A 21,297-nucleotide genomic window follows, 5' to 3' on the forward strand; every position below is an offset into this window, starting at 1 on the left:
CCAGAGGGTCACTTCAACTCGTCCGGGCAAGGAGTACCGCGCGGCAGCTGATACGGCGCCGCCAACCGATACGTGCCGGCCCGCGGAGCGAGCAGCATCGTCCACTTGTCGCCGTTGAGGTCCTCCGGCGTCTCCATCAGACACCCGTTGACGTTCTCGTACGACCGTCCGTCGGAGAGCTTGCGCGGGGGCTTCAGGCTCTTGCCGTGATCGTCCACGACGCTCAGCCAGGGCGAGTACGGGATCCGGATGAGGATCCGCCCGGCCTTGTGCACCTCGATCGTCAGCTCGCCCTGATCGGCCCGGTCGACCACCGCGTGCGGCTCGGCGAGCGGCGTCGGGTCGGTCACCTGGAACAGCTGCCAGTTGGCGTCGCCCCAGATCTGGCTCAGATACGGCATCCCGCGCTGCAGCAGCTGCCGCTCGCGCTGGCCGCCGTCACCGTCCGGATTGTCCTTGGGCAGCACCACGAAGTGCACGGCCCAGCGCTGGAGCCACTCGTGGTAGTTCGCCGAGTTGAGCGTGTCGTCGTAGAAGAGCGGGTTGCGCTCCATGTCGGCCTGGCGGTTCCAGCCGCGCGCCAGATTGACGTACGGCGCGAGCGCGGAGGCCTCGCGGTGCGAGCGGGCCGGGACGACCTCGACGCGGCCCTTCTCGGCGCCGACCTTCTGGAGCTCGTTCACCAGCGGGGCGAGTTCCCGGGCCCAGGACGCCGCCGGGGTCGTGTGGATGATGTCGTCCACCGACTTGACGCCGATCCAGGCGACCATGCCCAGGAAGGCCAGCACGGTCAGGTACCACTTGCGCGACTTCCGTACCTGGAACGGCAGCGCCGCGATCAGGGTCGCACCCGCGAACAGCATCGGCAGCCGCGAGATGTTCGACCCGATCTGCGAGCTGATCAGCCACACCAGGACGACGCCGACGCTGTACACGGCCGCCGTCAGCCGTACGGTGATCCACTCCTTCGGTACGAGGAAGAGGACCAGCAGGCCGTACAGCAGGGGCAGGATCACCGAGAAGATCGTCATCGGCTGGGTGCCGGAGAACGGGAACAGCCACGCCGAGACGCCGACCACCACCGAGGGCGCGAGACCCAGCGCCCAGGCGCCCGGCCGCCGCTTCTGGAGGAAGAGCGCGACCGCGACCAGGCCCACGAACAGCCCCGCGACCGGTGAGCCCATGGTGGCGAGCGCGGCCAGCGGGGCGGCGACCAGAGCCTTCGCCCAGCGTTTGTGGCGCCAGCGGTACGGCCAGCAGAAGACCGACGCGACCGCGCCGAGCGCGAACATGGTGCCGAGCCCGAAGGTGACCCGCCCGGAGATCGCGTTGCAGACGAACGCGAAGAGCCCGGCGAGCGAGGCCCACAGCGGGTTCTTCACCGCGCGGCTGCGGATCAGGATCAGGGTCAGCAGGCCCGCCGAGACCGTACCGGCGATCACCATCGTCGTACGGACGCCGAGCAGCGACATCAGATACGGCGACACCACGCTGTACGACACCGGGTGCATGCCCCCGTACCAGGCGAGGTTGTACGCCGAGTCCGGGTGCCGGCCGACGAACTCCGCCCAGGCGTCCTGGGCCGCGAGGTCGCCACCGCTGTTCGCGAACGTGAAGAGCCAGATGATGTGCAGTACGCCGGCGAGGGCCGTTATGGACAGCACGGGGTGGACGAGCAGCCGCTGCCGGAGGGGTTCGGCGGCGGTGAGGAGACGCGCGAGCGTGCCGCCGCGACTGTTCGCGCCGGTCGCGCCGGTCGCGTCAGTGGTGTCGGTCGTGTTGATCGCGTCCGTCGCGTCCGTCGCGTCAGTCGGCGACAGGCGTATTCGCGGGCCGGACCCGGGCATGGATCCCGGGCCCGGATCGGTGTCGTCGGCGCGTGTCGGCTCCGCAGTGGCCACCTGAAGGCACTCCCCGTGTCCCGTCTTCTGTTCATCCCGGCCGCGTCCCGGCGACCTGCCCCGATTCGTGACGCTAGCACGCACCCCGCCGCCAGGCCCCCGGGTGGGGGCTCCGACGACGGGGTGCGCGGGCGCTCTGGTCAGCCCAGACGGGTCAGCTTGGCCGCGAAGCCGGGCTCGGTCAGAGCCTGCTTCAGGGCCACCGGCACCTTCACCGCACCGGCCGAACCGTCACCCACGGTGAGCGTGCCGACCTTGGTGCCGGCCTTCGCCGTGTGCGGTACGTCATTGGCGGTGAACGACAGCTTCACCTTCAGGCCCGCCCAGCCGGCCGCGGTGACGTCCTCGGTGACGACGACCGGGGTACGGCCGCCGAGACCGTCGTCCACGTACCCGACGATGTCGCCCTTCTTCAGGATCGTCGCCGACTTCAGGGCGCCCTGCGCGGCCCGGATCAGCTTGTCGCTGCTGTCCAGGGCGGCGCTGAGGATCGTGTGCTCCGGGCCGCCCGCGGGCTGGCGCAGCACGGCGCCGACGATGGTGCGGGTCTCGCCGCCGGTCTGCTGCTTCGCCGCGAAGACGAGGTTGCCGAGGGCGGAGGTGGTGGTGCCGGTCTTGATGCCGACGACGTTGTTGTGGCCGACCAGCTGGTTCCAGTTGGAGCGGTAGACGCCCTTGTAGTCGGTGTACGACATCATCGCCGCGACCTCGCGGAAGGCGGGCAGCGTCATCGCGGCCTTGGCGAGCTTCACCTGGTCCACGGCCGTGGAGACGGTGGAGTGCGTCAGGCCCGAGGGGTCGGTGTACGTCGTGTTCGTCATGCCGAGCTTCTTCGCGGCGGCGTTCATCTTCGCCACGAACGCCTGCTCCGAGCCGGCGTCCCAGCGGGCGAGGAGGCGGGCCACGTTGTTCGCGGAGGCGATCAGGATGCCTTCCAGGGCCTCGCGCTGGGTGATCGAGTCGCCCTTGGTGACCTGGACCGTGGACTCCTGGCCGGCGTTCGACTGGTCCTCGGCGGGCTGGTCGATCTTGATCTTCGGGCCGTCGGCGCCGCTCTTGAGGGGGTGGTTGCTCAGGATCAGGTACGCGGTCATCACCTTGGCGACGCTGGCGATCGGTACGGGCTTCTGGTCGCCGGAGCTGCCGAAGGTGCCGATGCCCTGGACGTCGAGGGCGGCCTGGCCCTGGGAGGGCCAGGGGATGTCCGTCTTCGCGCCGTCGAAGGTGTACGTGTCCTTCGCGGTGAGGTCGAGGGTGGGCCGGGGGAGCGGGCGCAGGGTCTGTACGACCGCGAAGATGATCGCCAGGATGATCACCAGCGGGGTCCAGATCTTGACCCGGCGGATGAGCGTGCGGACCGGGGTCTGCGGCGGCGGAGGCGTGTTGGTCAGCTCGGCCAGCAGGTCCAGCGGAGGCTTCGGCGGGAGCGGCTGCTGGGTGGTGCGCTCGGGGCCGACCTGGGGGAGGTTGGTGGTGACGTCGGGCTTGAGCGCGACGAACTTGCTGGTGCGCTCGGGGTCGGTGGGCTTGGGCGCCTTGGGGGCACGGTCGACCTTGAGCATGGTGGTCGGCTGATCGACGCCGGGCTTCTTGGGCCGGAGGGCCTTGAAGGCGGTGGTGGGCTGATCGATGCCCTTGGCTCCGCCCTGGGCGCCGTCCGTCTTCGCCTCGGCTTCGCCTTCGGCGTCCTTGTTCCCACCCGCACCGCCCGTGCGGGTTTCGTTGTCGGCTGCGGGTGGCCCCTGCGGGGCGTCCTCGCCGTCGGCGTCCTCCGGCTCGTCGCCGGACGCCTCCGCCTCGGTTTCGCCATCGCCCACTTCGGCCTCGGCTACGCCCTTGTCCGCCTTCGCTTCGGCGTCCGTCTTTGCGTCTGCGTCTGTGCCCGCCTCGGTGGCCGCCTCGTCCTCGTCCTCGGCCTCCGGTTCAGCCTCGGGACCCGCCTTGGCCTCCGCCGCATCGGTGTCCTCGGCCTCCTCCTCAGCGGTCTCCTCGGCCTCCGCGTCAGCGTCGCTCTCGGTGTTCGCCTCAGCGTCGCCCTTGGCCTCCGCCCCAGAGGCGTCCTCGGCCTCCGCGTCAGCGTCGCCCTCGGCGTTCGCCTCAGCGTTGCCGTCGGCCTCCGCCCCAGAGGCGTCCTTGGCCTCCGCCGCAGCGGTCTTCTCGGCTTCCGCCTCAGTGCCGCTCTCGGCGTTCGCCTCAGTGCCGCCCTCAGTGTTCGCCTCAGCGTCGCTCTCGGGCTCCGCCCCGGCGGTGTTCTCAGCGCCCGCCTCAGCCGTCTCCTCGGCCCCCTGGCTCGGCCTCGCCGTGCGGACCCAGGCCGAGACCGCCTCTCGGAGGTCGGTGTCCTCCGTGGAGGCGGGTATGGGCTTCGGGGGGCGTACCGAGAGGATCTTTGTCGCCGTGTCCGCCTTCGCGGCGGCGGTGTCCCGTTCGCGGGACATCTCCAGGCGCGGATCGCGCGCCTCGGGAACCGGAACCGCGCTCCCCGACGTCGGTTCCGCCGACGACTCGCGCTGCTTCGACCTGTCGGGGGACTCGCCCGCCACCAATGCCTCCTCCTGCGCCGCACGCCCACTCGTGCGCCCTGTCCGAACCATGTACCAGTGTCCTGTGTGAGGACTTGGCCCCTGCGGTAGACGAGAACGACATACCTGCCGGTTCCCTCACGAACCGGTCACGTGCCCTCGACAGACCAATGTGAGAGGGGTCACCCTGTCATTCATCCACGCGGGGAGGCATGGATGGGCAGGAGCCGCAGAACAATTCCGGAGGAGCTTCTGTTGCTGGCACTGGACCCGACCACGGGTACCACTGCACAGCCGCAGTCGCTCGACCTCGGTCTGGCCGGAGCGCAGCTAGTGGAGCTGGCGTTGGCCGGACGGATAGCCCCAGACGGGGATCGTATCGCCGTGGTGGTGCCACGGCCGACAGGAGATCCGACTCTGGACTGCGCGTTGGAGTTGCTGCGAAGGCGCGGCGCTCCCGTACGGGCAGTTCATTGGATTGGCGGGCCGCGTCTCGGGCTGCGCCAGACCTATCTCTCGCATCTGGAGCGGTGCGGCATGGTTGCCGCCGTACCGGGACAGATGTGCGGAGTGCTGCCGACGACGCGGTATCAGGCGACGGACACCGCCATCAGCCGGGAGATCCGATCCCGGCTGGATTCCGCGATCCGCACCGGCGTTCCGCCGGACCCGCGGACCGCGGCGCTCGCCGCACTGGCCCACGCCGTCGGGCTCGGCAAGCACCTGTATCCGGGGAACGAGGGACGGTCGTCCCGGTCCCGGTTGCGGGATCTGATCCGGCACGACCCCATGGGCGGGCTGGTCGCGCATGCCGTGATGGACGTTCAGAACGGTGTGGCCGCACAGCCGCGCCGCGGGCCGGCGGCAGCCGGCCGGCAGGCGGGGCCCGGAGTCAGGCCGGCCGCGGCGGAACCCGCCCGCGGTGTGCCGATGCAACCACACCACGGCCACGGGTCCATGGCACGCGCCGTGGTCCACTGAGGCCGCTCGATCAAGCCAGGATTCGCTGAGCCGCCGCACGCAGCACCAGTCCCCAACACCCGTTCCACACACGTTCGGGAGCCGCTGGTTCGAGCGGAGCGGTGAGACCGTATGGTCTCGCCGCTCCGCTCGAACGCGTTCGGGCACATCAGTTCGATGCATCACGCTGCCGCGTCCGAACCGTTGCGTCCATTTCGCATATCCACCGTTTCCCAGCGGTAGAAAGCACCTTGGTGGCAGTCTGCTCAACAGCAGATACGCAAAGTGTTAAGGACCAGGCAGACAGCCGGAGGTGCACGTCTCGTGGCGTCCAATGTCAATCCCACCGTCAGGCGGCGCCGGCTGGGCCAGGAGCTGCGACGGCTCCGCGAGCTCAAGGGCATGACGGCCGAGGAAGTTGCGGAACGACTGCTCGTTTCGCAGTCGAAGATCAGTCGGCTGGAGAACGGCCGTAGAAGCATCAGCCAGCGTGATGTGCGCGACCTTTGCGGCGTGTACGAGGTCGAGGACCAGCGGATCGTCGACTCGCTGATGGAGATGGCCCGGGATTCGCGACAGCAGGGGTGGTGGCACACCTTCGGCGACATCCCGTACAGCGTGTACATCGGGCTGGAGACCGACGCCGAGTCGCTGCGCGTGTACGAACCCCAGCTGGTGACCGGTCTGTTGCAGACCCGTGCCTACGCGGAGGCCCTGGTGCAGGGCGCGTTGCCGGAGACCTCGGCGGCGGACATCGAGAAGCGCGTACAGGTGCGCATGCGCCGACAGGAACGTATCACCGCCGAGAACAACCCGCTCCGGCTGTGGGTGGTGCTGGACGAGGCGGCGCTGCGCCGGGTCGTCGGCAGCCGGCTGGTGATGCGCGAACAGCTGGAGCACCTGATCGAGATGTCCCAGCTGCCGCACGTCACCGTGCAGGTGCTGCCCTTCGACGTGGGCGCGCACCCGGGGCTCAACGGGCAGTACGCGATCCTGGAGTTCACCGACGCGGCCGACTCCAGCGTGGTGTACCTGGAGGGCGTCACCAGCGACCTGTACCTGGAGAAGGCGCAGGACGTGCAGAAGTACGCCGTGATGTACGAGCACCTGCGGGCACAGTCCCTCAATGTGGAGCAATCCCGGCAATACATCGCCAAGGTGGCCAAAGAGTACGCCGATTGAGCTGTAGCTCACCGAGATCGGCAGGGGGCGCCGGATCGTACACCGTTGATCCGAGCCAGCGGAAGGCACGCCTGGGATATGCCATCCGGTCGAGTGAACGGCCACTCCCCCAGGGGCAGTTGCCCGGTAGCGTCGATCACGCCAATCAGACGACACGGTTGGCGTGAACCGCACCACCAGCAACTCGCAACAGGAGTGGACATGGCACTGATTCAGGGCGCTTCGGAGACGTGGATGAAGTCCTCCTATTCCGCGGGCAACGGCGCCTGCGTCGAGGTCAAGTCTTCCAACGCCGCCGAACTCGCCGTACGCGACTCCAAGGCGCTCGAAGGCCCGATCCTGGCGTTCCCGGCCGACGCGTGGAACGCCTTCGTGGCCTCGGTCAAGGCCTAGGGAGCCCTTCCCTGACCTTCGTCCGTAGACGCGTACGACAACAACTGCACAAGCACCATCAGCAATACCAGCACCACGCAGTGAGCCCTCTCGACCGGTCGCCGTCCTTGCCGAGAGGGCTCGCTCGTTCCCCGGGGTCCTACCGGGGCGTCACCGGGAACGCCACGTCGCACACCGGGTCCTGAGCCCCCGACGCCTCCCAGTCCGCGAAGTACACCTCCCGGCAGGGCCCGGCCGGCTCCAGCCCCTCCTGGTCCATCCACTGCTCCACCGCCCCGAAGGCGGCCAGGATCTGCGGATGGGCGACCTGCGCCTTGGCGATCCGGGTGTAGGCCAGCCGCCGGGCCGGTTCCACCCGCACCTTCGTCTCCCAGGCCCGCCCCGCGCGCTCGGCCCACGCCCGCGCCGCCGCCTCGTCCACGACCGGCACGCACGACTCGGCGGGCCCGTCGCTCTCCATCGACACCTCGGCGTGGTAGACGACGAACGGCGCCCCGGCCACACCCCCGCACTCCCGGGCCGCCGCCTCCAGCCGCCCCAGCGAGGCGCCGATCCACGACGGCAGCTCGTCCGCCAGGGTGTGCCGCGTCTCGGTGATCACCACCTGGGCCGGTACGTCCACCGTCTCGACCACGAACTTCCCGTACATCTCGGAACTCCTCCCGGACAGTCGTCCACGGAGGTACTCCGCGAGGGTCCGCTGCCCCGCCACGCGTGCCTCCACGTCCGCCCAGTAGGCGGCGAGCAGGCCGGCGGCCTCGGCGCCCTCGGTCCCGATCACCTCGGCGATCCGGGCGAGCGGCATGTCCAGCTGCCGCAGCAGAGCCACGAGCCGGGCGCGTTCGACCTGGTCGGCGCGGTAGTAGCGGTAGCCGCTGGCCTCGTCGACCTGTGCCGGTGCCAGCAGGCCCAGCCGGTCGTACAGCCGCAAGGCCTTGGCCGAGAGCCGGGCCCGTGCGGCGAACGCGCCGATGGTGAGCAGTTCGTCGTCCACGCGAGCATCCTCCGTCACCGGGCGCGGTCCGCCCGGTGACAGGGACGCTCTCCTCTGCCCCAGGGGCAAGGTCAACCGGCTAGCCCAGCTGGCCTTCGATGGCCGAGACGACGGCGGCTGCCTCCGGCTCGGTCTGCGGCGAGAACCGCGCCACGATCTGGCCGTCCCGGCCGATCAGGAACTTCTCGAAGTTCCAGCGGATGTCCCCGCTGTGCCCCTCGGCATCGGCGAAGCCGACCAGCCGCTCGTACAGCGGGTGCCGGCCCTCGCCGTTCACCTCGATCTTCTCGGTCATCGGGAAGGTCACGCCGTACGTCGCCGAGCAGAACTCGGCGATCTCCTCGGCCGTGCCGGGCTCCTGCCCGAGGAACTGGTTGCAGGGCACCCCGAGCACGGTGAAGCCCTGCCCGGCGTACCGCTCCTGGAGCTTCTCCAGACCCGCGTACTGCGGGGTCAGGCCGCACTTGGAGGCCACGTTCACCAGCAGCACGGCCTGGCCGGCGTACTGCGACAGCTCGGCGGGACCGCCCTGAAGGGCCCCGATCTCCACGTCCAGCGGGGAACCGTTGTATGCGTCAGTCGTCATGCTCGGATGCTAGCTCCGCCCGGTGACGGCCCCCGGGCCGCCCTGGGCCGCCCTGGTCGCCCCGGGGCCGCCTGGGCTCCGCTGCCGGCCTCCACGACCACGTCCCCGGCCGCCGTCCGCGCGTACAGCACCGACCGGCCGGCCCGCCACCGCTGCACCAGCCCCGCCTCCCGCAGCACCCGCAGATGGCGGCCCACCGAACCCAGCCCCTGCCCGGTCACCGCGGTCAGCTGGGTGGTGCTCATCGGGGAGTCGAGCAGCACCAGCACCCCCGCCCGTGCCGGCCCGAGGAGCGCCCCCAGGCCCGGCGGTACGGCCCGGTCGCCGGAGCCGGCCAGGGCCCCGGTGCACGGGTAGATCACGGCGTACCGCTCCCGCTCCTCCCACGCCACCCAGCCGTGCCGCTGCGGGGTCACCGGCACGAACACCAGCTCGGCCCCGGAGATCTCGCGCGGCGGATACTCGTGCAGATTGACCTGGAAGCGGTTGTCCCCGAGCCACCGGGTGCCGCCGGGCCGCAGGCAGTCCAGGACCCCCGCCCAGCCGCCCCGGCTCACCTGCGCGGTCCGCGCGACCACGTCCGCCTCCAGTACCCGCCGACGCCGCTCCCAGTACGGCCGTACGGTCTCCTCCCACACCCACTCCAGCAGCGAGGCCGCCCGCTCCGGCAGGTCGTCGCGGTCCAGCACGGCGGGCAGCGGACCGGCGAGTGCCATCCGCAGATGGTCCCGCGCGGCGCCCGGATCCGCCGCCCGCACCCGGGCGACACCGTCCGCGAAGCTCTCGCCGTCGCGGGGCGTGGGCGTGAGGAAGTCGGCGATCCACTCCCGCCCCAGCCCGGCCCGCAGCAGCCGCGCGGCCACCGGATCGGCGCCCAACAGGGCCCGGTAGCGGGGCAGATGGACCCGCAGCCACTCCTGCTCACCGGGATGGGCGCCTTCGCCGGCGTGCAGGAGCTTCAGCCCCGCGAAGGTCTCGGCGAGCGGCGAGATCATGAACCGACTCCGGGCGAGCGTATCGGCGTTGAGCTGCCACCATCCCAAGGCCCTTACCCCCTACGACGTTTCGCGCCCCGGCGAAACAATAACGACCGCCCCCGCGGCCACCCCACACTCCGAGCCATGCCCAGCTACCGATCCCTCTTCCGCACGCCGGAGTTCACTCCGCTTTTCCTCGGCACGGCGGCGCAGACCGCCGCGATGACCGTCGGCGGTCTCGCGCTGGCCACGCTCGTGTTCCGGGCGACCGGCTCCCCGCTGCTGTCGGCCGTGAGCATGTTCGGCCCGTCGCTGGCCCAGGTGCTGGGTGCGACCGTCCTGCTCTCCGGCGCCGACCGGCTGCCCCCGCGTACGGCCCTGTCCGGCATCGCCCTCATCTTCGCGGCCGGTACGGCCCTGCAGGCGCTGCCCGGGCTGTCGGTCGGCGCGGTCTTCGGTGTCGTACTCCTGCTGGGCCTGGCGGCGTCCCTGGGCGGCGGGGTGCGCTGGGGCCTGCTGAACGAGATCCTGGCCAAGGACGGTTATCTGCCGGGGCGTTCGCTGTTCAACATGATGAGCGGCCTGATGCAGATCACGGGGTACGCGACGGGAGGCGCGCTCCTGGCCGCGCTCTCCCCCCGGGCGTGCCTGCTCCTGTCGGCGGCGCTGTACGCGACGGCCGCGCTGGTCCTGCGCCTGGGCCTGACCGCGCGCCCGCCCCGGGCGGCGGGCCGCCCCTCGGCGGCGGAGACCTGGCGCACCAACGCCCTGCTGTGGTCGGACCGCAGGCGCCGTCTCACGTACCTGGGCCTGTGGCTGCCCAACGGCCTGGTGGTCGGCTGCGAGTCCCTCTACGTGTCGTACGCCCCCGACGCGGCCGGCACCCTGTTCGCCTGCGCGGCGTTCGGCATGTTCGTCGGGGACGTGACGGTGGGCCGCCTGCTCCCGCCCGCAGTGCGGAGCCGGCTGGCGACGCCCCTGCTCCTGCTCCTGGCGGCGCCGTACCTGGCGTTCTTCGCGCACCCGCCGCTGCCGGTGGCGGGGGTCTGCGTGATGCTCGCCTCGGCCGGCTTCGGCGCGAGCCTGGTGCAGCAGGAGCAGCTGATGGCTCTGACCCCCGCCGAACTCGCCGGACACGCCCTGGGTTTGCACTCGGCGGGAATGCTGACCCTGCAGGGCGTGAGCGCGGCGCTGGCGGGGGCGGTGGCCCAACTGGCCTCGCCGTCCTGGGCGACGACGGCGATGGCGACGGCGTCGATCGCGGTGACGGTGACCCTGGCGGCGGCTACGGCCAGGGCTACGGCTGCTGCTCGCCGAGCTCCTGAGCCGGAGCCGGAGCCGGAGCGGGAGCCGGAACGGGGGCCTTCTCGCCGCTGACGACGTCGAGGTCGGCCGCGATCTTCTTGGTGGCCTTGTCGAAGTAGCGCAGCAGCTCGACGGGGAACGGCATCACGAGCGTGGAGTTCTTCTCCGCGGCCACCTCGACGACGGTCTGGAGCAGACGCAGCTGCATGGCCTCGGGCGTGTCGGACATGATCCTCGACGCGTTGGCGAGCTGCTGCGCGGCCTGGAACTCACCGTCGGCCGTGATGACCCGGGCCCGCCGCTCCCGCTCGGCCTCGGCCTGCCGGGACATGGACCGCTTCAGCGACTCGGGAAGCTGGACGTCCTTGATCTCGACGCGGTCGATGTGGATGCCCCAGCCCGCGGCCGGGCTGTCGATCATCAGCGCCAGTCCCTCGTGCAGCCGCTCCCGGTCGCTCAGCAGGTCGTCGAGGTCACTCTTGCCGATGATGGACCGCAGGGAGGACTGGGCGACCTGCCCGACGGCGAAGACGTAGTCCTGCACCTCGATGGCGGCCCGCACCGGGTCGGTGACGCGGAAGTAGACGACGGCGTCCACCTTCACGGACACGTTGTCCTTGGTGATGCCCTCCTGCGTGGGCACCGGCATGGTGACGATCTGCACGTTCACCTTGCGCATCCGGTCGGCGAACGGGATGAGGAAGGTGACGCCCGGCTGCCGGTGGGCCGGCAGCGCCTTCCCCCACCGGAACACGACCCCGCGCTCCACCTGGTTGACGACCCGCATCCCGCTCTTCAGCACGAACAGCAGAAGCACGACCACGACGACCACTGCGACGACGGTGCCTTCCATGGCACTCCATTCTCCGACGCGACTTCTTGTCCGGTTCCGGACAAGGGTGAGGACACCCCCGAGGACATACCCGGATCCAACCGCGGCGTCAGGGATCCGTAAAGAAACCGTGCACGCCCGAGCACGCCGCCTGCTGCGCTTGGCGCGGGTCATGATCGAAGTGCGGTCCGCGTCGCACGCCTCGACGATGGCGCTGAAGGGCGGAGCGCGAAGCTTGTGACAGCCGAGCACTCCGCTGAGTCATGCGTCAAAGAAAGAGGGAACCATGACGGCAGCGACGGAGACTCCCACTCGAGAAAAGGCCGGCGTAGGCCAGGAAGAGTTCGGCGAGGAATCCGCCTTCGGCCCGCTCCTGCTGGCAGCGATGCTGGCCCGGCGTGAGGAGCGCGGTGAGGAACCGATCATCGAGCACCCGCTTCTTCTCGCCGCGCTCGCGCGCCGCCGTGAAGAGGGCGGCGAGGAGTCGATCATCCAGCACCCGCTTCTCCTGGCTGCGCTCATGCGCCGCCGTAAGGAGCGCAGTGAGGAGTCGATCATCGAGCACCCGCTTCTCCTGGCTGCGCTGATGCGCCGCCGTAAGGAGCGTAGTGAGGAGTCGATCATCGAGAACCCGCTTCTCCTGGCTGCGCTGATGCGCCGCCGCGAGGAGAGCGGTGAGGAGTCGGGCATTGAGCACCCGCTTCTCCTGGCTGCGCTCACGCGGCGTCGCCGTGAGGAGCGCGGCGAGTCGATCATCGAGAACCCGCTTCTTCTTGCAGCGCTCATGCGCCGTTAGCAGGAAATGGCGACACCCCTGCCCCCCGATCCGTGCAGTCGCCAGCACCGGGGGGCAGGTCCCGTAGGGCAATCGAAGACTTGAGGAACCACAATGGCAGCTGAGTCCGGCGGACAATCGGAACGGGATCCCTTGGAGGCCTTCATCGACGAGATCTTCGAGGAAATGGTGCGTGATGCTGGATTCCCGCATACCGGCACGGGTTTCAGGCATGGAAAGGACCCACTTGGGGGAGCCCTGATGGAAGCAGCCGTGGCGTCCCTTTCCCAGCCGCCCTCCCGTTCCTCTGAGCTGGAAAGGGTGCTGTTCGCGCAGACCCTCGCGACCGCACTGGCAGATTCTCTCGCGCCCGCTCTGGCGGATGTGCTGGCCGCGGAGATCATGAAGGTACTGACCCACCATGCCGCCACCCAAAGCGGCGGCACCCAGGAAACCGTCGGTGGGGCCGGCCGCAGTCACCACTCTTCCGGAGGGGGCGAACGTTCCTAGCGGGCTGTCTCACCAGCGGGCGAACACATGGACGGGCGGCGGTTGACCAACCGCCGCCCGTCCACGTGTCTCAGCCGCGCTGCGGTCGCCACAAGCGCGGCGGCCCTGCTCGGCACCGGCAAGTATTAGTCCGCCTGCGGGATGTGGCTGCGTCGATCACTGGGTGATGCGGATTCCGATGCTTCGATCGGGTCAGGAGGCATCTGCCATGGCTGACGAGCGACAGCAGGACACCCGATCCCGACTTGCCGTGTCCCGGCGCCGTGTGCTGACCACGGCCACCCTTGCGCCCATGCTCACCGGTGCGCCGGCCCGAGCCGGCACCCTGCCCGCCGGACGGGAAGCCCGGGAGGACCGCATTCCGGTCGAACCGGTGATGACGAAGCTGGCGGACTGGGCAGACGTGGGCGAGGTTCTCGGCCGACCCGGTGACATGAGGCGATTCATGTACCACACGGGCTTGCCGCGCCGAGACCTCACGGTCTTCTCCCGCGGCATTCTGATCAACCCCGCACTCGCCCTGGGCACACACGTGTCCTTCGTCCGGTACGCAGACCACAGCACGCTCTTGATGGGCGACGCCGTGGTCACCGAACGCGAACTGCAGCAGTTCTGCGACGTCCTGCAGGAGCACGGGATCGCACAGACTGCCATTCACAAGCACCTGCTCGCCCACGAGCCGGATGTCTGGTGGGTGCATGTGCACGCCCACGGTCACGATCCGGTCGCTGTTGCTCGTGGGCTGCGCGCCGCGTTCGACCGCACCGGTACCCCACCTGCCGAATCCGCCGCTTTTTCGCCGCCCCTCGACCTGGACACCACCGCCATCGACGCCGCACTTGGCGTCAAGGGCGCCGCCGATGGTGAGATCCACAAATGCACCTATGTCCGTCGCGAGACCATCACCGACGGCCATGTGGTCCTGCCTCCCGGACTCGGCTCCACCACCTCCGTCAACTTCCAGCCGCTCGGCGGGGGAAGGGCCGCCCTCAGCGGCGACCTCGTCATGATCGCCAGCGAAGTACAGCCCGTCCTCACGGCTCTGCGACGCGGTGGCATCGAACTCGTCGAGGTGCACCACCACAACCTCACTGACGAACCACGCCTGTTCTTCGTCCACTACTGGGCCGTCGGCGGAGCCGTCAGGCTCGCCGAAGCCGTTCGCAAGGCCGTGGACACCACCAACGTCGTACCCATGCCTGGAGGAGTCGGCTAATGACCGCGGACAACGAGGCACTCAGCTGCCCGTTCGATTTCAGCGAAGCCCTGGGTTTTGACCCTGCGCTCGCGGCCCTGATGCAGCGCGGTTCGCCCGCGCGCATCCGGCTTCCGTACGGCGACGCGGATGCCTGGCTGATCACGGGCTTCGACTCCGTCAAGCAGGTGACCACCGACCAGCGGTTCAGCAGGGCGGGCATCATCGGTCACGACTACCCCCGGATGACGCCGGAGCCCATCGTGTCGCCGGAATCGATCAACGTGATGGACCCACCGCACAGCAGCCGCGTCCGTCACCTGGCCTCCCAGGCCTTCACGCAGCCACAGGTCGACGGTATGCGGCACCGGATCGTCCAGCTTGCGGACCGCCTGCTGGACGACATGGAGGAAGAAGGGCCGCCGGCGGATGTGGTGCACCTGTCCGACAAGCTCCCCCAGCACACCGTCCTGGACCTCCTCGGTATCGAACGGGAGGACTGGCCCTGGGTCGAGGAGGCCGTACGCCAGCTGCTCGTCGTCGGCGCGGGCAACAAGGAGGCCGCCGCGACAGCCAAGGCCGATCTGGCGGCCTACTTCGCCAAAATCGTCGCACAACGCCGGAACTCACCCGGCCCCGACCTCATCAGCGCGATGGCCGCAGCGCGCGAAGGGGAAGAACAGCTTGATGACAAGGAACTGGCGGTCATGACGCTGACGCTGGCTCTCAGCGGCCAGGACACGGCAACCTGCCAGATCAGCAATATCACCTACCTGCTCCTGACACGTCCCGAGCTGTTGCAGCACCTCAGGCGCAAGCCCGAGACCATGACCGACGTCTTGCACGAAATGCTCCGCTACATCCCGTTCCGCAAGGGGGTCGGAATCCCCCGGGTGGCTCTTGAGGACGTGGAACTCGACGGTGCGCACATCCGGGCAGGCGACTTCGTTCATGTGTCGTACTTGACGGCCAACCGTGACCCGGAGCGCTACCCGGGCCCACATGTCATCGACCTCGACCGTCAAAGCGCTCCGCATATGACCTTCGGCTGGGGCGGACACCGGTGCATCGCGGTGCCCTTGGCCATGGCAGAGCTCGAAGTGGCCATCGGCCGGCTCGTGGAGAGATTCCCCGGTCTGCGGCTCGCGGTGCCGCCGGAGGAGGTGCGGTGGGACACAAAAACGATCAGACGGTTTCCGCTGGAGTTGCCAGTGGCTTGGTAGACCCGGCGCCCATTCTGCCCAGGGCAGCCACTCGAGAAGGAGAACCGGCGTGAGCGCGACCCAGGGAGCCCCTCAGGGCGTCATTCCCGCGCAGCTGCTGAAAGGCCAGAAGGCACTCGTCACCGGCGCGAACTCGGGCATCGGCAAGGCGACGGCCATCGGCCTGGGGCGTGCCGGAGCCGACGTGGTCGTGAACTACGTCGCCGGGCGCGAGGAGGCCGAGCAGGTGGTCGAGGAGATCTCCGGTTTCGGGGTGCGCGCGATGGCGTACGAGGCCGATGTGTCCCAGGAGGACCAGGTCGTCGCGATGATCGAGCAGATGGTGCAGGACTTCGGGACCATCGACATCCTCGTGGCCAACGCCGGGCTGCAGCGCGACGCTCCGTTCACCGAGATGACGACGGCCCAGTGGCAGAAGGTGCTGGACGTCAACCTCACCGGCCAGTTCCTCTGCGCGCGGGAGGCGACGAAGGAGTTCTTGAGAAGGGGGGTCGTCCCCGAGGTGTCGCGCGCGGCCGGGAAGATCATCTGCATGAGCTCGGTGCACCAGCTCATTCCATGGGCCGGTCACGTCAACTACGCGTCCTCCAAGGGCGGCGTACAGATGATGATGGCGACGCTCGCCCAGGAACTCGCGCCCCACAGGATCAGGGTCAACGCAATTGCTCCGGGAGCCATCAGAACGCCCATCAATCGCAGCGCCTGGGAATCCCCCGATGCCGAGAAGGACCTATTGACGCTGATTCCTTACGGGCGGGTCGGTGATCCGGAGGACATCGCCCACGCGGCCGTCGGGCTCGCCTCGGACCTCATGGACTATGTGGTGGGCACCACCCTCTACGTGGACGGCGGCATGACCCTCTTTCCTGGTTTCGCCACCGGAGGCTGAACCGCCACGCGACCTCGGGCGGCACTCGGGACCGTTCTCAGTCACGCTGCTGGTCGAGGGCGTCGTCCAGGGTGGTGGCGGCCATGATCAGCGACAGATGCGTGAAAGCCTGCGGGAAGTTGCCCAACTGCTCACCACTGGGGCCGATCTCCTCGGCGAACAGGCCGACGTGGTTGGCGTAGGTCTGCATCTTCTCGAAGGCATAGCGTGCCGGACGAATCCGTCCGGCGCGGGCGAGAGCGTCCACGTAGAGGAAGGTGCAGAGGCTGAAGGTGCCTTCGGAGCCTTGCAGGCCGTCCGGGGAGGCCGCAGGGTCGTAGCGGTAGACGAGGCTGTCCGATACCAGCGTCCGTTCCATCGCGTCCAAGGTCGACAGCCAGCTCACCGTTTTGGGCGCCAGGAACCCGACGCGCGGAATGAGCAGCAGCGAGGCGTCGAGGACATCGCTTCCGTAGTGCTGGACGAGGGCCTGCTCCTTCTCGTTCCAGCCTCGCGTCATCACCTGTTCGAGGATCGCGTCGCGAGCCGCGGTCCAGCGAGGAGCGTCGGCGGGACGGCTGTGCTCCCTCGCCAGGCGCAGCCCCCGGTCGAAGGCCACCCATGCCATCACGCGGCTGAAGGTGAAGTCCTGGCGCCCGCCACGGGTCTCCCAGATGCCTTCGTCGGGGCGATCCCAGGAATCGGCGAGCCAGTCCAGCGTCCGCGCGAGGTTCTTCCAGCCGTGGTAGCTGCCTCCCGCCGCGATCTCACGCCCCTCCGACAAGGCATAGAGCGCCTCGCCGTAGATGTCCAGCTGCAACTGATCGGCCGCCGCGTTCCCCGCCCGCACCGGATACGAACCCCGATAGCCCTCGAGGTGCGAGAGAACCTCTTCCGGCACGTCGGGGTCTCCGTCGACGCGGTACATGATCTGCAACGGCTCGCCGTCGACGCCCTCCCGAGCCTGGAGGCGGTCGCTCAGCCAGCGCGTGAACTGCGCCGCCTCCTCGGCGAACCCCAGGTCGAGCAGGGCACGCACGGACAGGGAGCCGTCGCGGACCCAGGCGTAGCGGTAGTCCCAGTTGCGTTCACCCCCGATCTGCTCGGGCAGACCCATGGTCGCGGCGGCGACGGGCGCACCTGTGGGCGCATAGGTGAGCAGCTTGAGCGTGATGGCCGAGCGGTGCACCACACCCGGCCACCGGCCGCGGTACCGGGAGGAGCGCACCCAGCGCTGCCAGAAGTCCGCCACGTCCCAGAACTGGTCCATCGCCCGCTCCGGGGTGACCGGCGGCGGGGGACCGTCATCGGGTCCGCCGAAGGTGAACACCGCCGCGGCCATCTCACCCGCCCTCAGGGTCACCGCACCCCGCACGTCGGTGCCGTCCTGCTGCAGGGGGAAGGTGCTTTGCAGCCAGGCGGTGGCGTTCGGCGCCCGGAACGTGGCGGTACCGTCCCGCAAGTCGAGACGGTGGGTGGCCCGGCCGTAGTCGAAGCGCGGACGGCACTCCAAAGTGAAGCGCACCGTTCCGCGTACCGCCCGCACACCGCGCATCAGTACGTGCCTGTCAGTGGGGGTGCCGGTGCGATCCGGTGGCATGCAGTCGAAGACTTCGCCGACCCCGTCAGGCGACATGAACCGCGTGACCAGGACTGCGGTGTCGGGGTAGTAGAGCTGCTTGCAGGTGGTGTTCTGGTTTTCCGGCGCGAACAGGAAGTAGCCGCCGCGGTCGTGGTCGAGCAGGGCGGCGAAGACACTGGGTGAGTCGAAGCGGGGAGCCGCGAACCAGTCGACGACCCCCTGGGACGACACCAGGGCGGCGGTCTGCAGGTCGCCGACAAGGCCGTGGTCGGCAATGGACGGGTAACGGTCCATGAGCACCTCGCTTCCCGGATGCCTCTTGTTCCACTGTCCGCCCTGTGCGACGAGGCTGCCACGGGATGCGGCGCGAGGGGCGAGGGGGCGAGGCCGCCGCTGCCAGGAGGTGAGAGTGCCGATAATGTCCCGCCTCCTCTGCCCCGCTTGAGGCTCATGTGCTGTCGTCGCCGCTGGCGAGGATGGTGTGGGCGGCGCCCAGGAGCCGTGCGCAGCGCCGGGTCATGGCCTCGGGTGACTGGTCGGGGTGGTTGATCCACCAGCGGACCAGGGCGGTGCACAGGCCGCGCCATGCGTGTTTGAGGGCGTCGGCGTCAAGCGGGTCGCTGGCTCCTGCGGCGTGCAGGAGGTCGGCGGTGCCGGTCGCGGCGAGGTCGTCGATGGCGTCGCGGTAGTACGCCGCGCGGTGGGCGGCGTCGCTGTCGGGCGGCAGCGAGGGGTCGTAGAGGACGAACCATGCCTCGCGCTGCCCGTCGAGGGCGGTGAACAACGCGTGCAGTACGCGCAGAGGTGTGGGCGGTGCGCCGGCGTTCTGTTCGGCCATGGCGGCGCGGATGGCGGCCAGCAGCCGGTCGCCGACCGGGTTGAGGCAGGCGAGGTAGAGGTCCTGCTTGCTGCCGAAGTACTGGTGCACGAGTGGTTTGGTGACGCCGACGCGGGTGGCGATGGCGGCCACCGTGGTGGCCTCGTAGCCGTGGCGGCCGAACTCCTCGGTGGCCGCGGCCAGGACCTGTCGTTCGCGCGTGGCCCTCGGCACGCCCTTGGTGCCGGCCCTGGAGGAGAGCGTTGTCATGGAACCAGATCTTACCCTAGGGTAATTTACCACCGGGTAAATTCCTTGTTCCTCGGACCCCGCTGGAGCGCATCCATGCCTGCCATCGCGACCGACCCCCGCAGTTCCCGCGCCCGTTCCTGGTGGGGCTGGGGCTACGCCGACGCCCACCCCGACGACGCCGAATGCGCCGCGATGGGGGCCCTGCTGCCGGGCACCCTGGCCCACCCGCTGCCGATACCCCGCATCACCGACCTGTCCATCGGCCGCCCTGCCGCGACGCCCCCGCCCTCCCTGGCGCACCTGGTCACCGCCGACCCGCAGGCGCGCGCCGCCCACGCCATGGGCAAGGCGTACCGCGACGTCATCCGGGCCCTGCGCGGCCGGCCCGGCCGGATCCCCGACCTCGTCGCCCACCCGGCCGGCGACCAGGACGTGGCCGACCTGCTGGACTGGGCCGGCGAGCACGGCGTGGCCGTCATCCCCTTCGGCGGCGGCTCCTCGGTGGTCGGCGGCGTGGAGTACCGCGGCGACACCCACCACGCAGTCCTGTCGCTCGACCTGACCGCGATGGACCGCGTCCTGGAGATCGACACCACCAGCCGCTCAGCCCGCATCCAGGCCGGAGCCCTCGGCCCCGTGCTGGAAGACCAGTTGCGGCCCCACGGCCTGACCCTGCGCCACTTCCCGCAGAGCTTCGAGTTCTCCACCCTCGGCGGCTGGCTGGCCACCCGGGCCGGCGGCCACTACGCCACCGTCCACACCCACATCGACGACTTCGTGCAGTCCCTGCGCGTGGTCACGCCCGCCGGAGCCGGCACGTCCCGGCGCCTGCCCGCATCCGGCGCCGGACCGTCGCCCGACCGGCTCTTCCTCGGATCCGAGGGCACGCTCGGCGTCATCACCGAGGCATGGATGCGCCTGCAGGTACGCCCCCGCCACAAAGCCTCCGCAGCCGTGGCCTTCGCCGACTTCCACCGCGCGCTGGACGCGGTGCGGGCCATCGCCCAGTCCGACCTCGCCCCGGCCAACTGCCGCCTGCTCGACCCCGGCGAGGCGCTGCTGTCCGGCGCCTCCCACGACGGCTCCACCGTCCTGGTCCTGGGCTTCGAGTCCGCCACCACCCCCGTCGACGACCGCCTCGAGGCCGCCGCGGACCTGGCCCGCGCCCACGGCGGCTGCGGCAAGGCTCCGACAGCGGACCGCGACGCCCCGGCCGACACGGCCGTGAGCGCCTGGCGTTCGGCGTTCCTGCGCATGCCCTACCTGCGCGACGGCCTGGCCCGCATGGGGGCCGTCGTGGAGACCTTCGAGACCGCCGCCACCTGGGACACGATTCCCGCCCTGATCGACGCCGTCCGCACCGAGGTCGGCGCCGCCGCCTCGAAGGCCACCGGACACCCGGCCACCATCAACTGCCGCCTCACCCACGTCTACCCCGACGGCGCCGCCCCCTACTTCACCGTGGCCGTCGCCGGCCGGCCCGGCGACGAGGTCGAGGTCTGGGACGACATCAAAGCCGCCGCGACCGACGTCCTGCACCGCCACCGCGCCACGATCACCCACCACCACGCCGTCGGCCGCGACCACCGCCCCGGCTACGACCTCCAGCGCCCGGAGCCCTTCGCACTGGCACTGCGCGCCGCCAAGGACGCCCTGGACCCCCACCGCATCCTCAACCCCGGCGTCCTGCTCGACTGACAAGACGGCGGCAATCGGGCGAGGGCGGCGGGAACTGCCGCAACGGCTTTCCCGCGCATAGGCGGCGGGAGTTCCGCTGCTCTCAGGGGCGGATGGGGAAAGCCCCCGGACCGTGACCGGTCCGGGGAGGCTTTCCCGTGCGTGGAGTGGTGCTGTCATCACCACCCGTCGTGGTACCAGACCACCCGGAAGCTGCCCACGACGCCGTGGTGACGGAATGCTCCATCGCCGCCGTGGTCATGGGGTACCACGCCGAAGGTCTCGCTGCGGGGCCCCACGGTGGCGACCGGAGGGCCACCGTCGCAGTTGAAGCCCCGGAAGACTTCGACGGTCCTCCTGCTCTCATTGAGGACATTGAAGCTGCGCGCGCCCAGTCCGCTGGCCACGGTGATGCACCCCTCAACGAAGCCGGGGAACGAACGTTCGTTGATGAAGATCCTTCCCTCTCCCTTGCGGCCGTCATCGCGTCCACCACCGCCGTCACGTCCACCACCGCCATCGCGTCCACCGCCGCCGTCGCGTCCGCCGTCATCACGTCCGCCGTCATCGCGGCCCCCGTTTCCGCCTCCGCCCCCGTTTCCGCCTCCGCCCCCGTTCTCGGCGCCCGAAGGAGCCGTGGCAGAAGCGGCAAGAGCTGTGGATGCGGCGTGTTGCGCAGGCTTGGCGGCGTGGTGGGCCGGTTGGGCGGGGTGGTGGCGTGGCTGGGCTGCCCGGTGGACAGGCGG

19 protein-coding genes are annotated in these 21,297 nt (G+C 69.9%); 10 read left to right on the top strand and 9 right to left on the bottom strand.

The genetic code is table 11. The features are described 5' to 3' along the window. Positions 1 to 8 precede the first annotated feature (8 nt). Both ACWD35_RS10170 and ACWD35_RS10175 read right to left on the bottom strand, forming a co-directional pair. Positions 9 to 1,901 carry an MFS transporter gene (locus tag ACWD35_RS10170; protein ID WP_451350710.1) on the bottom strand — a complete coding sequence of 631 codons (1,893 nt, stop codon included), beginning with the start codon at positions 1,899 to 1,901 and terminating at the stop codon, positions 9 to 11. Positions 1,902 to 2,041: 140 nt separating this feature from the next. Next, positions 2,042 to 4,444 carry a D-alanyl-D-alanine carboxypeptidase gene (locus ACWD35_RS10175; protein ID WP_451350711.1) on the bottom strand — a complete coding sequence of 801 codons (2,403 nt, stop codon included), beginning with the start codon at positions 4,442 to 4,444 and terminating at the stop codon, positions 2,042 to 2,044. A 195-nt stretch (positions 4,445 to 4,639) separates the two neighbouring features. Between ACWD35_RS10175 and ACWD35_RS10180 the strand changes: the two genes are divergently transcribed. The 3 genes from ACWD35_RS10180 (at position 4,640) to ACWD35_RS10190 (ending at position 6,958) form a co-directional block, all read left to right on the top strand. Next, positions 4,640 to 5,404 carry a GOLPH3/VPS74 family protein gene (locus tag ACWD35_RS10180; protein ID WP_451350712.1) on the top strand — a complete coding sequence of 255 codons (765 nt, stop codon included), beginning with the start codon at positions 4,640 to 4,642 and terminating at the stop codon, positions 5,402 to 5,404. 303 nt (positions 5,405 to 5,707) lie between these two features. Beyond that, positions 5,708 to 6,565: a helix-turn-helix domain-containing protein gene (locus tag ACWD35_RS10185; protein ID WP_451350713.1), complete on the top strand. Its 858-nt coding sequence runs from the start codon at positions 5,708 to 5,710 to the stop codon at positions 6,563 to 6,565. A gap of 201 nt (positions 6,566 to 6,766) precedes the next feature. Then, entirely contained in the window at positions 6,767 to 6,958 is a 192-nt protein-coding gene (locus ACWD35_RS10190; RefSeq protein WP_451350714.1) for a DUF397 domain-containing protein, read from the top strand. A 139-nt stretch (positions 6,959 to 7,097) separates the two neighbouring features. On the opposite strand, the gene ACWD35_RS10195 is transcribed toward ACWD35_RS10190, so the two are convergent. The 3 genes from ACWD35_RS10195 to ACWD35_RS10205 form a co-directional block, all read right to left on the bottom strand. Then, on the bottom strand, positions 7,098 to 7,952 hold the full coding sequence (locus ACWD35_RS10195; protein WP_451350715.1) for a MerR family transcriptional regulator: 855 nt from the start codon (positions 7,950 to 7,952) through the stop codon (positions 7,098 to 7,100). A gap of 79 nt (positions 7,953 to 8,031) precedes the next feature. After that, the gene (locus ACWD35_RS10200) at positions 8,032 to 8,538 is read right to left on the bottom strand and encodes a glutathione peroxidase (protein ID WP_451350716.1); all 507 of its coding nucleotides are present in this window, start codon (positions 8,536 to 8,538) and stop codon (positions 8,032 to 8,034) included. Next, entirely contained in the window at positions 8,535 to 9,581 is a 1,047-nt protein-coding gene (locus ACWD35_RS10205; RefSeq protein ID WP_451350717.1) for an ArsR family transcriptional regulator, read from the bottom strand. The genes ACWD35_RS10200 and ACWD35_RS10205 overlap by 4 nt, the downstream gene beginning before the upstream one ends. Before the next feature lie 78 nt (positions 9,582 to 9,659). Between ACWD35_RS10205 and ACWD35_RS10210 the strand changes: the two genes are divergently transcribed. Next, positions 9,660 to 10,892: an MFS transporter gene (locus ACWD35_RS10210; protein ID WP_451350718.1), complete on the top strand. Its 1,233-nt coding sequence runs from the start codon at positions 9,660 to 9,662 to the stop codon at positions 10,890 to 10,892. On the opposite strand, the gene ACWD35_RS10215 is transcribed toward ACWD35_RS10210, so the two are convergent. Next, positions 10,813 to 11,673, bottom strand: coding sequence for a slipin family protein (locus tag ACWD35_RS10215; RefSeq protein WP_451350719.1), 861 nt, complete (start codon positions 11,671 to 11,673; stop codon positions 10,813 to 10,815). The two genes, ACWD35_RS10210 and ACWD35_RS10215, sit on opposite strands and share 80 nt — an antisense overlap. A 265-nt stretch (positions 11,674 to 11,938) precedes the next feature. Between ACWD35_RS10215 and ACWD35_RS10220 the strand changes: the two genes are divergently transcribed. The 5 genes from ACWD35_RS10220 to ACWD35_RS10240 all read left to right on the top strand — a co-directional run bounded on the left by ACWD35_RS10220 (position 11,939) and on the right by ACWD35_RS10240 (position 16,244). Then, positions 11,939 to 12,448, top strand: a complete 510-nt coding sequence (locus ACWD35_RS10220) for a hypothetical protein (RefSeq protein ID WP_451350720.1) — start codon at positions 11,939 to 11,941, stop codon at positions 12,446 to 12,448. Between the two features lie 93 nt (positions 12,449 to 12,541). Further along, positions 12,542 to 12,937 (top strand): hypothetical protein, encoded by a 396-nt coding sequence (locus ACWD35_RS10225; RefSeq protein WP_451350721.1) that lies wholly within the window; start codon positions 12,542 to 12,544, stop codon positions 12,935 to 12,937. 208 nt (positions 12,938 to 13,145) lie between these two features. After that, positions 13,146 to 14,153 carry a DUF1259 domain-containing protein gene (locus ACWD35_RS10230; protein ID WP_451350722.1) on the top strand — a complete coding sequence of 336 codons (1,008 nt, stop codon included), beginning with the start codon at positions 13,146 to 13,148 and terminating at the stop codon, positions 14,151 to 14,153. Beyond that, a complete protein-coding gene (locus tag ACWD35_RS10235) occupies positions 14,153 to 15,355 on the top strand; it encodes a cytochrome P450 (RefSeq protein ID WP_451350723.1) in 1,203 nt (400 codons plus the stop codon). The genes ACWD35_RS10230 and ACWD35_RS10235 overlap by 1 nt, the downstream gene beginning before the upstream one ends. Positions 15,356 to 15,404: 49 nt before the next feature. After that, entirely contained in the window at positions 15,405 to 16,244 is an 840-nt protein-coding gene (locus ACWD35_RS10240) for an SDR family oxidoreductase (protein WP_451350724.1), read from the top strand. Positions 16,245 to 16,281: 37 nt separating this feature from the next. On the opposite strand, the gene ACWD35_RS10245 is transcribed toward ACWD35_RS10240, so the two are convergent. Then, on the bottom strand, positions 16,282 to 18,099 hold the full coding sequence (locus ACWD35_RS10245; RefSeq protein ID WP_451350725.1) for a glycoside hydrolase family 15 protein: 1,818 nt from the start codon (positions 18,097 to 18,099) through the stop codon (positions 16,282 to 16,284). A 154-nt stretch (positions 18,100 to 18,253) separates the two neighbouring features. After that, positions 18,254 to 18,892, bottom strand: coding sequence for a TetR/AcrR family transcriptional regulator (locus tag ACWD35_RS10250; protein WP_451350726.1), 639 nt, complete (start codon positions 18,890 to 18,892; stop codon positions 18,254 to 18,256). Positions 18,893 to 18,967: 75 nt separating this feature from the next. On the opposite strand from ACWD35_RS10250, the gene ACWD35_RS10255 reads away from it, so the two are divergent. Continuing rightward, positions 18,968 to 20,572, top strand: coding sequence for an FAD-binding oxidoreductase (locus ACWD35_RS10255; RefSeq protein ID WP_451350727.1), 1,605 nt, complete (start codon positions 18,968 to 18,970; stop codon positions 20,570 to 20,572). A 158-nt stretch (positions 20,573 to 20,730) separates the two neighbouring features. Here ACWD35_RS10255 and ACWD35_RS10260 read toward each other — a convergent pair whose 3' ends face one another. After that, positions 20,731 to 20,958, bottom strand: coding sequence for a hypothetical protein (locus ACWD35_RS10260; protein WP_451350728.1), 228 nt, complete (start codon positions 20,956 to 20,958; stop codon positions 20,731 to 20,733). Between the last annotated feature and the right edge of the window lie 339 nt (positions 20,959 to 21,297).

The sequence above is a fragment of the Streptomyces sp. NPDC002671 genome, from assembly GCF_053592475.1.

Excerpts from the sequence above, each read along its gene's own strand:
- ACWD35_RS10200 (WP_451350716.1), bottom strand. The coding sequence starts at position 8,538 with ATGACGACTGACGCATACAACGGTTCCCCGCTGGACGTGGAGATCGGG.
- ACWD35_RS10230 (WP_451350722.1), top strand. The coding sequence starts at position 13,146 with ATGGCTGACGAGCGACAGCAGGACACCCGATCCCGACTTGCCGTGTCC.
- ACWD35_RS10190 (WP_451350714.1), top strand. The coding sequence starts at position 6,767 with ATGGCACTGATTCAGGGCGCTTCGGAGACGTGGATGAAGTCCTCCTAT.
- ACWD35_RS10215 (WP_451350719.1), bottom strand. The coding sequence starts at position 11,673 with ATGGAAGGCACCGTCGTCGCAGTGGTCGTCGTGGTCGTGCTTCTGCTG.
- ACWD35_RS10220 (WP_451350720.1), top strand. The coding sequence starts at position 11,939 with ATGACGGCAGCGACGGAGACTCCCACTCGAGAAAAGGCCGGCGTAGGC.
- ACWD35_RS10225 (WP_451350721.1), top strand. The coding sequence starts at position 12,542 with ATGGCAGCTGAGTCCGGCGGACAATCGGAACGGGATCCCTTGGAGGCC.
- ACWD35_RS10210 (WP_451350718.1), top strand. The coding sequence starts at position 9,660 with ATGCCCAGCTACCGATCCCTCTTCCGCACGCCGGAGTTCACTCCGCTT.
- ACWD35_RS10250 (WP_451350726.1), bottom strand. The coding sequence starts at position 18,892 with ATGACAACGCTCTCCTCCAGGGCCGGCACCAAGGGCGTGCCGAGGGCC.
- ACWD35_RS10245 (WP_451350725.1), bottom strand. The coding sequence starts at position 18,099 with ATGGACCGTTACCCGTCCATTGCCGACCACGGCCTTGTCGGCGACCTG.
- ACWD35_RS10180 (WP_451350712.1), top strand. The coding sequence starts at position 4,640 with ATGGGCAGGAGCCGCAGAACAATTCCGGAGGAGCTTCTGTTGCTGGCA.
- ACWD35_RS10255 (WP_451350727.1), top strand. The coding sequence starts at position 18,968 with ATGCCTGCCATCGCGACCGACCCCCGCAGTTCCCGCGCCCGTTCCTGG.
- ACWD35_RS10235 (WP_451350723.1), top strand. The coding sequence starts at position 14,153 with ATGACCGCGGACAACGAGGCACTCAGCTGCCCGTTCGATTTCAGCGAA.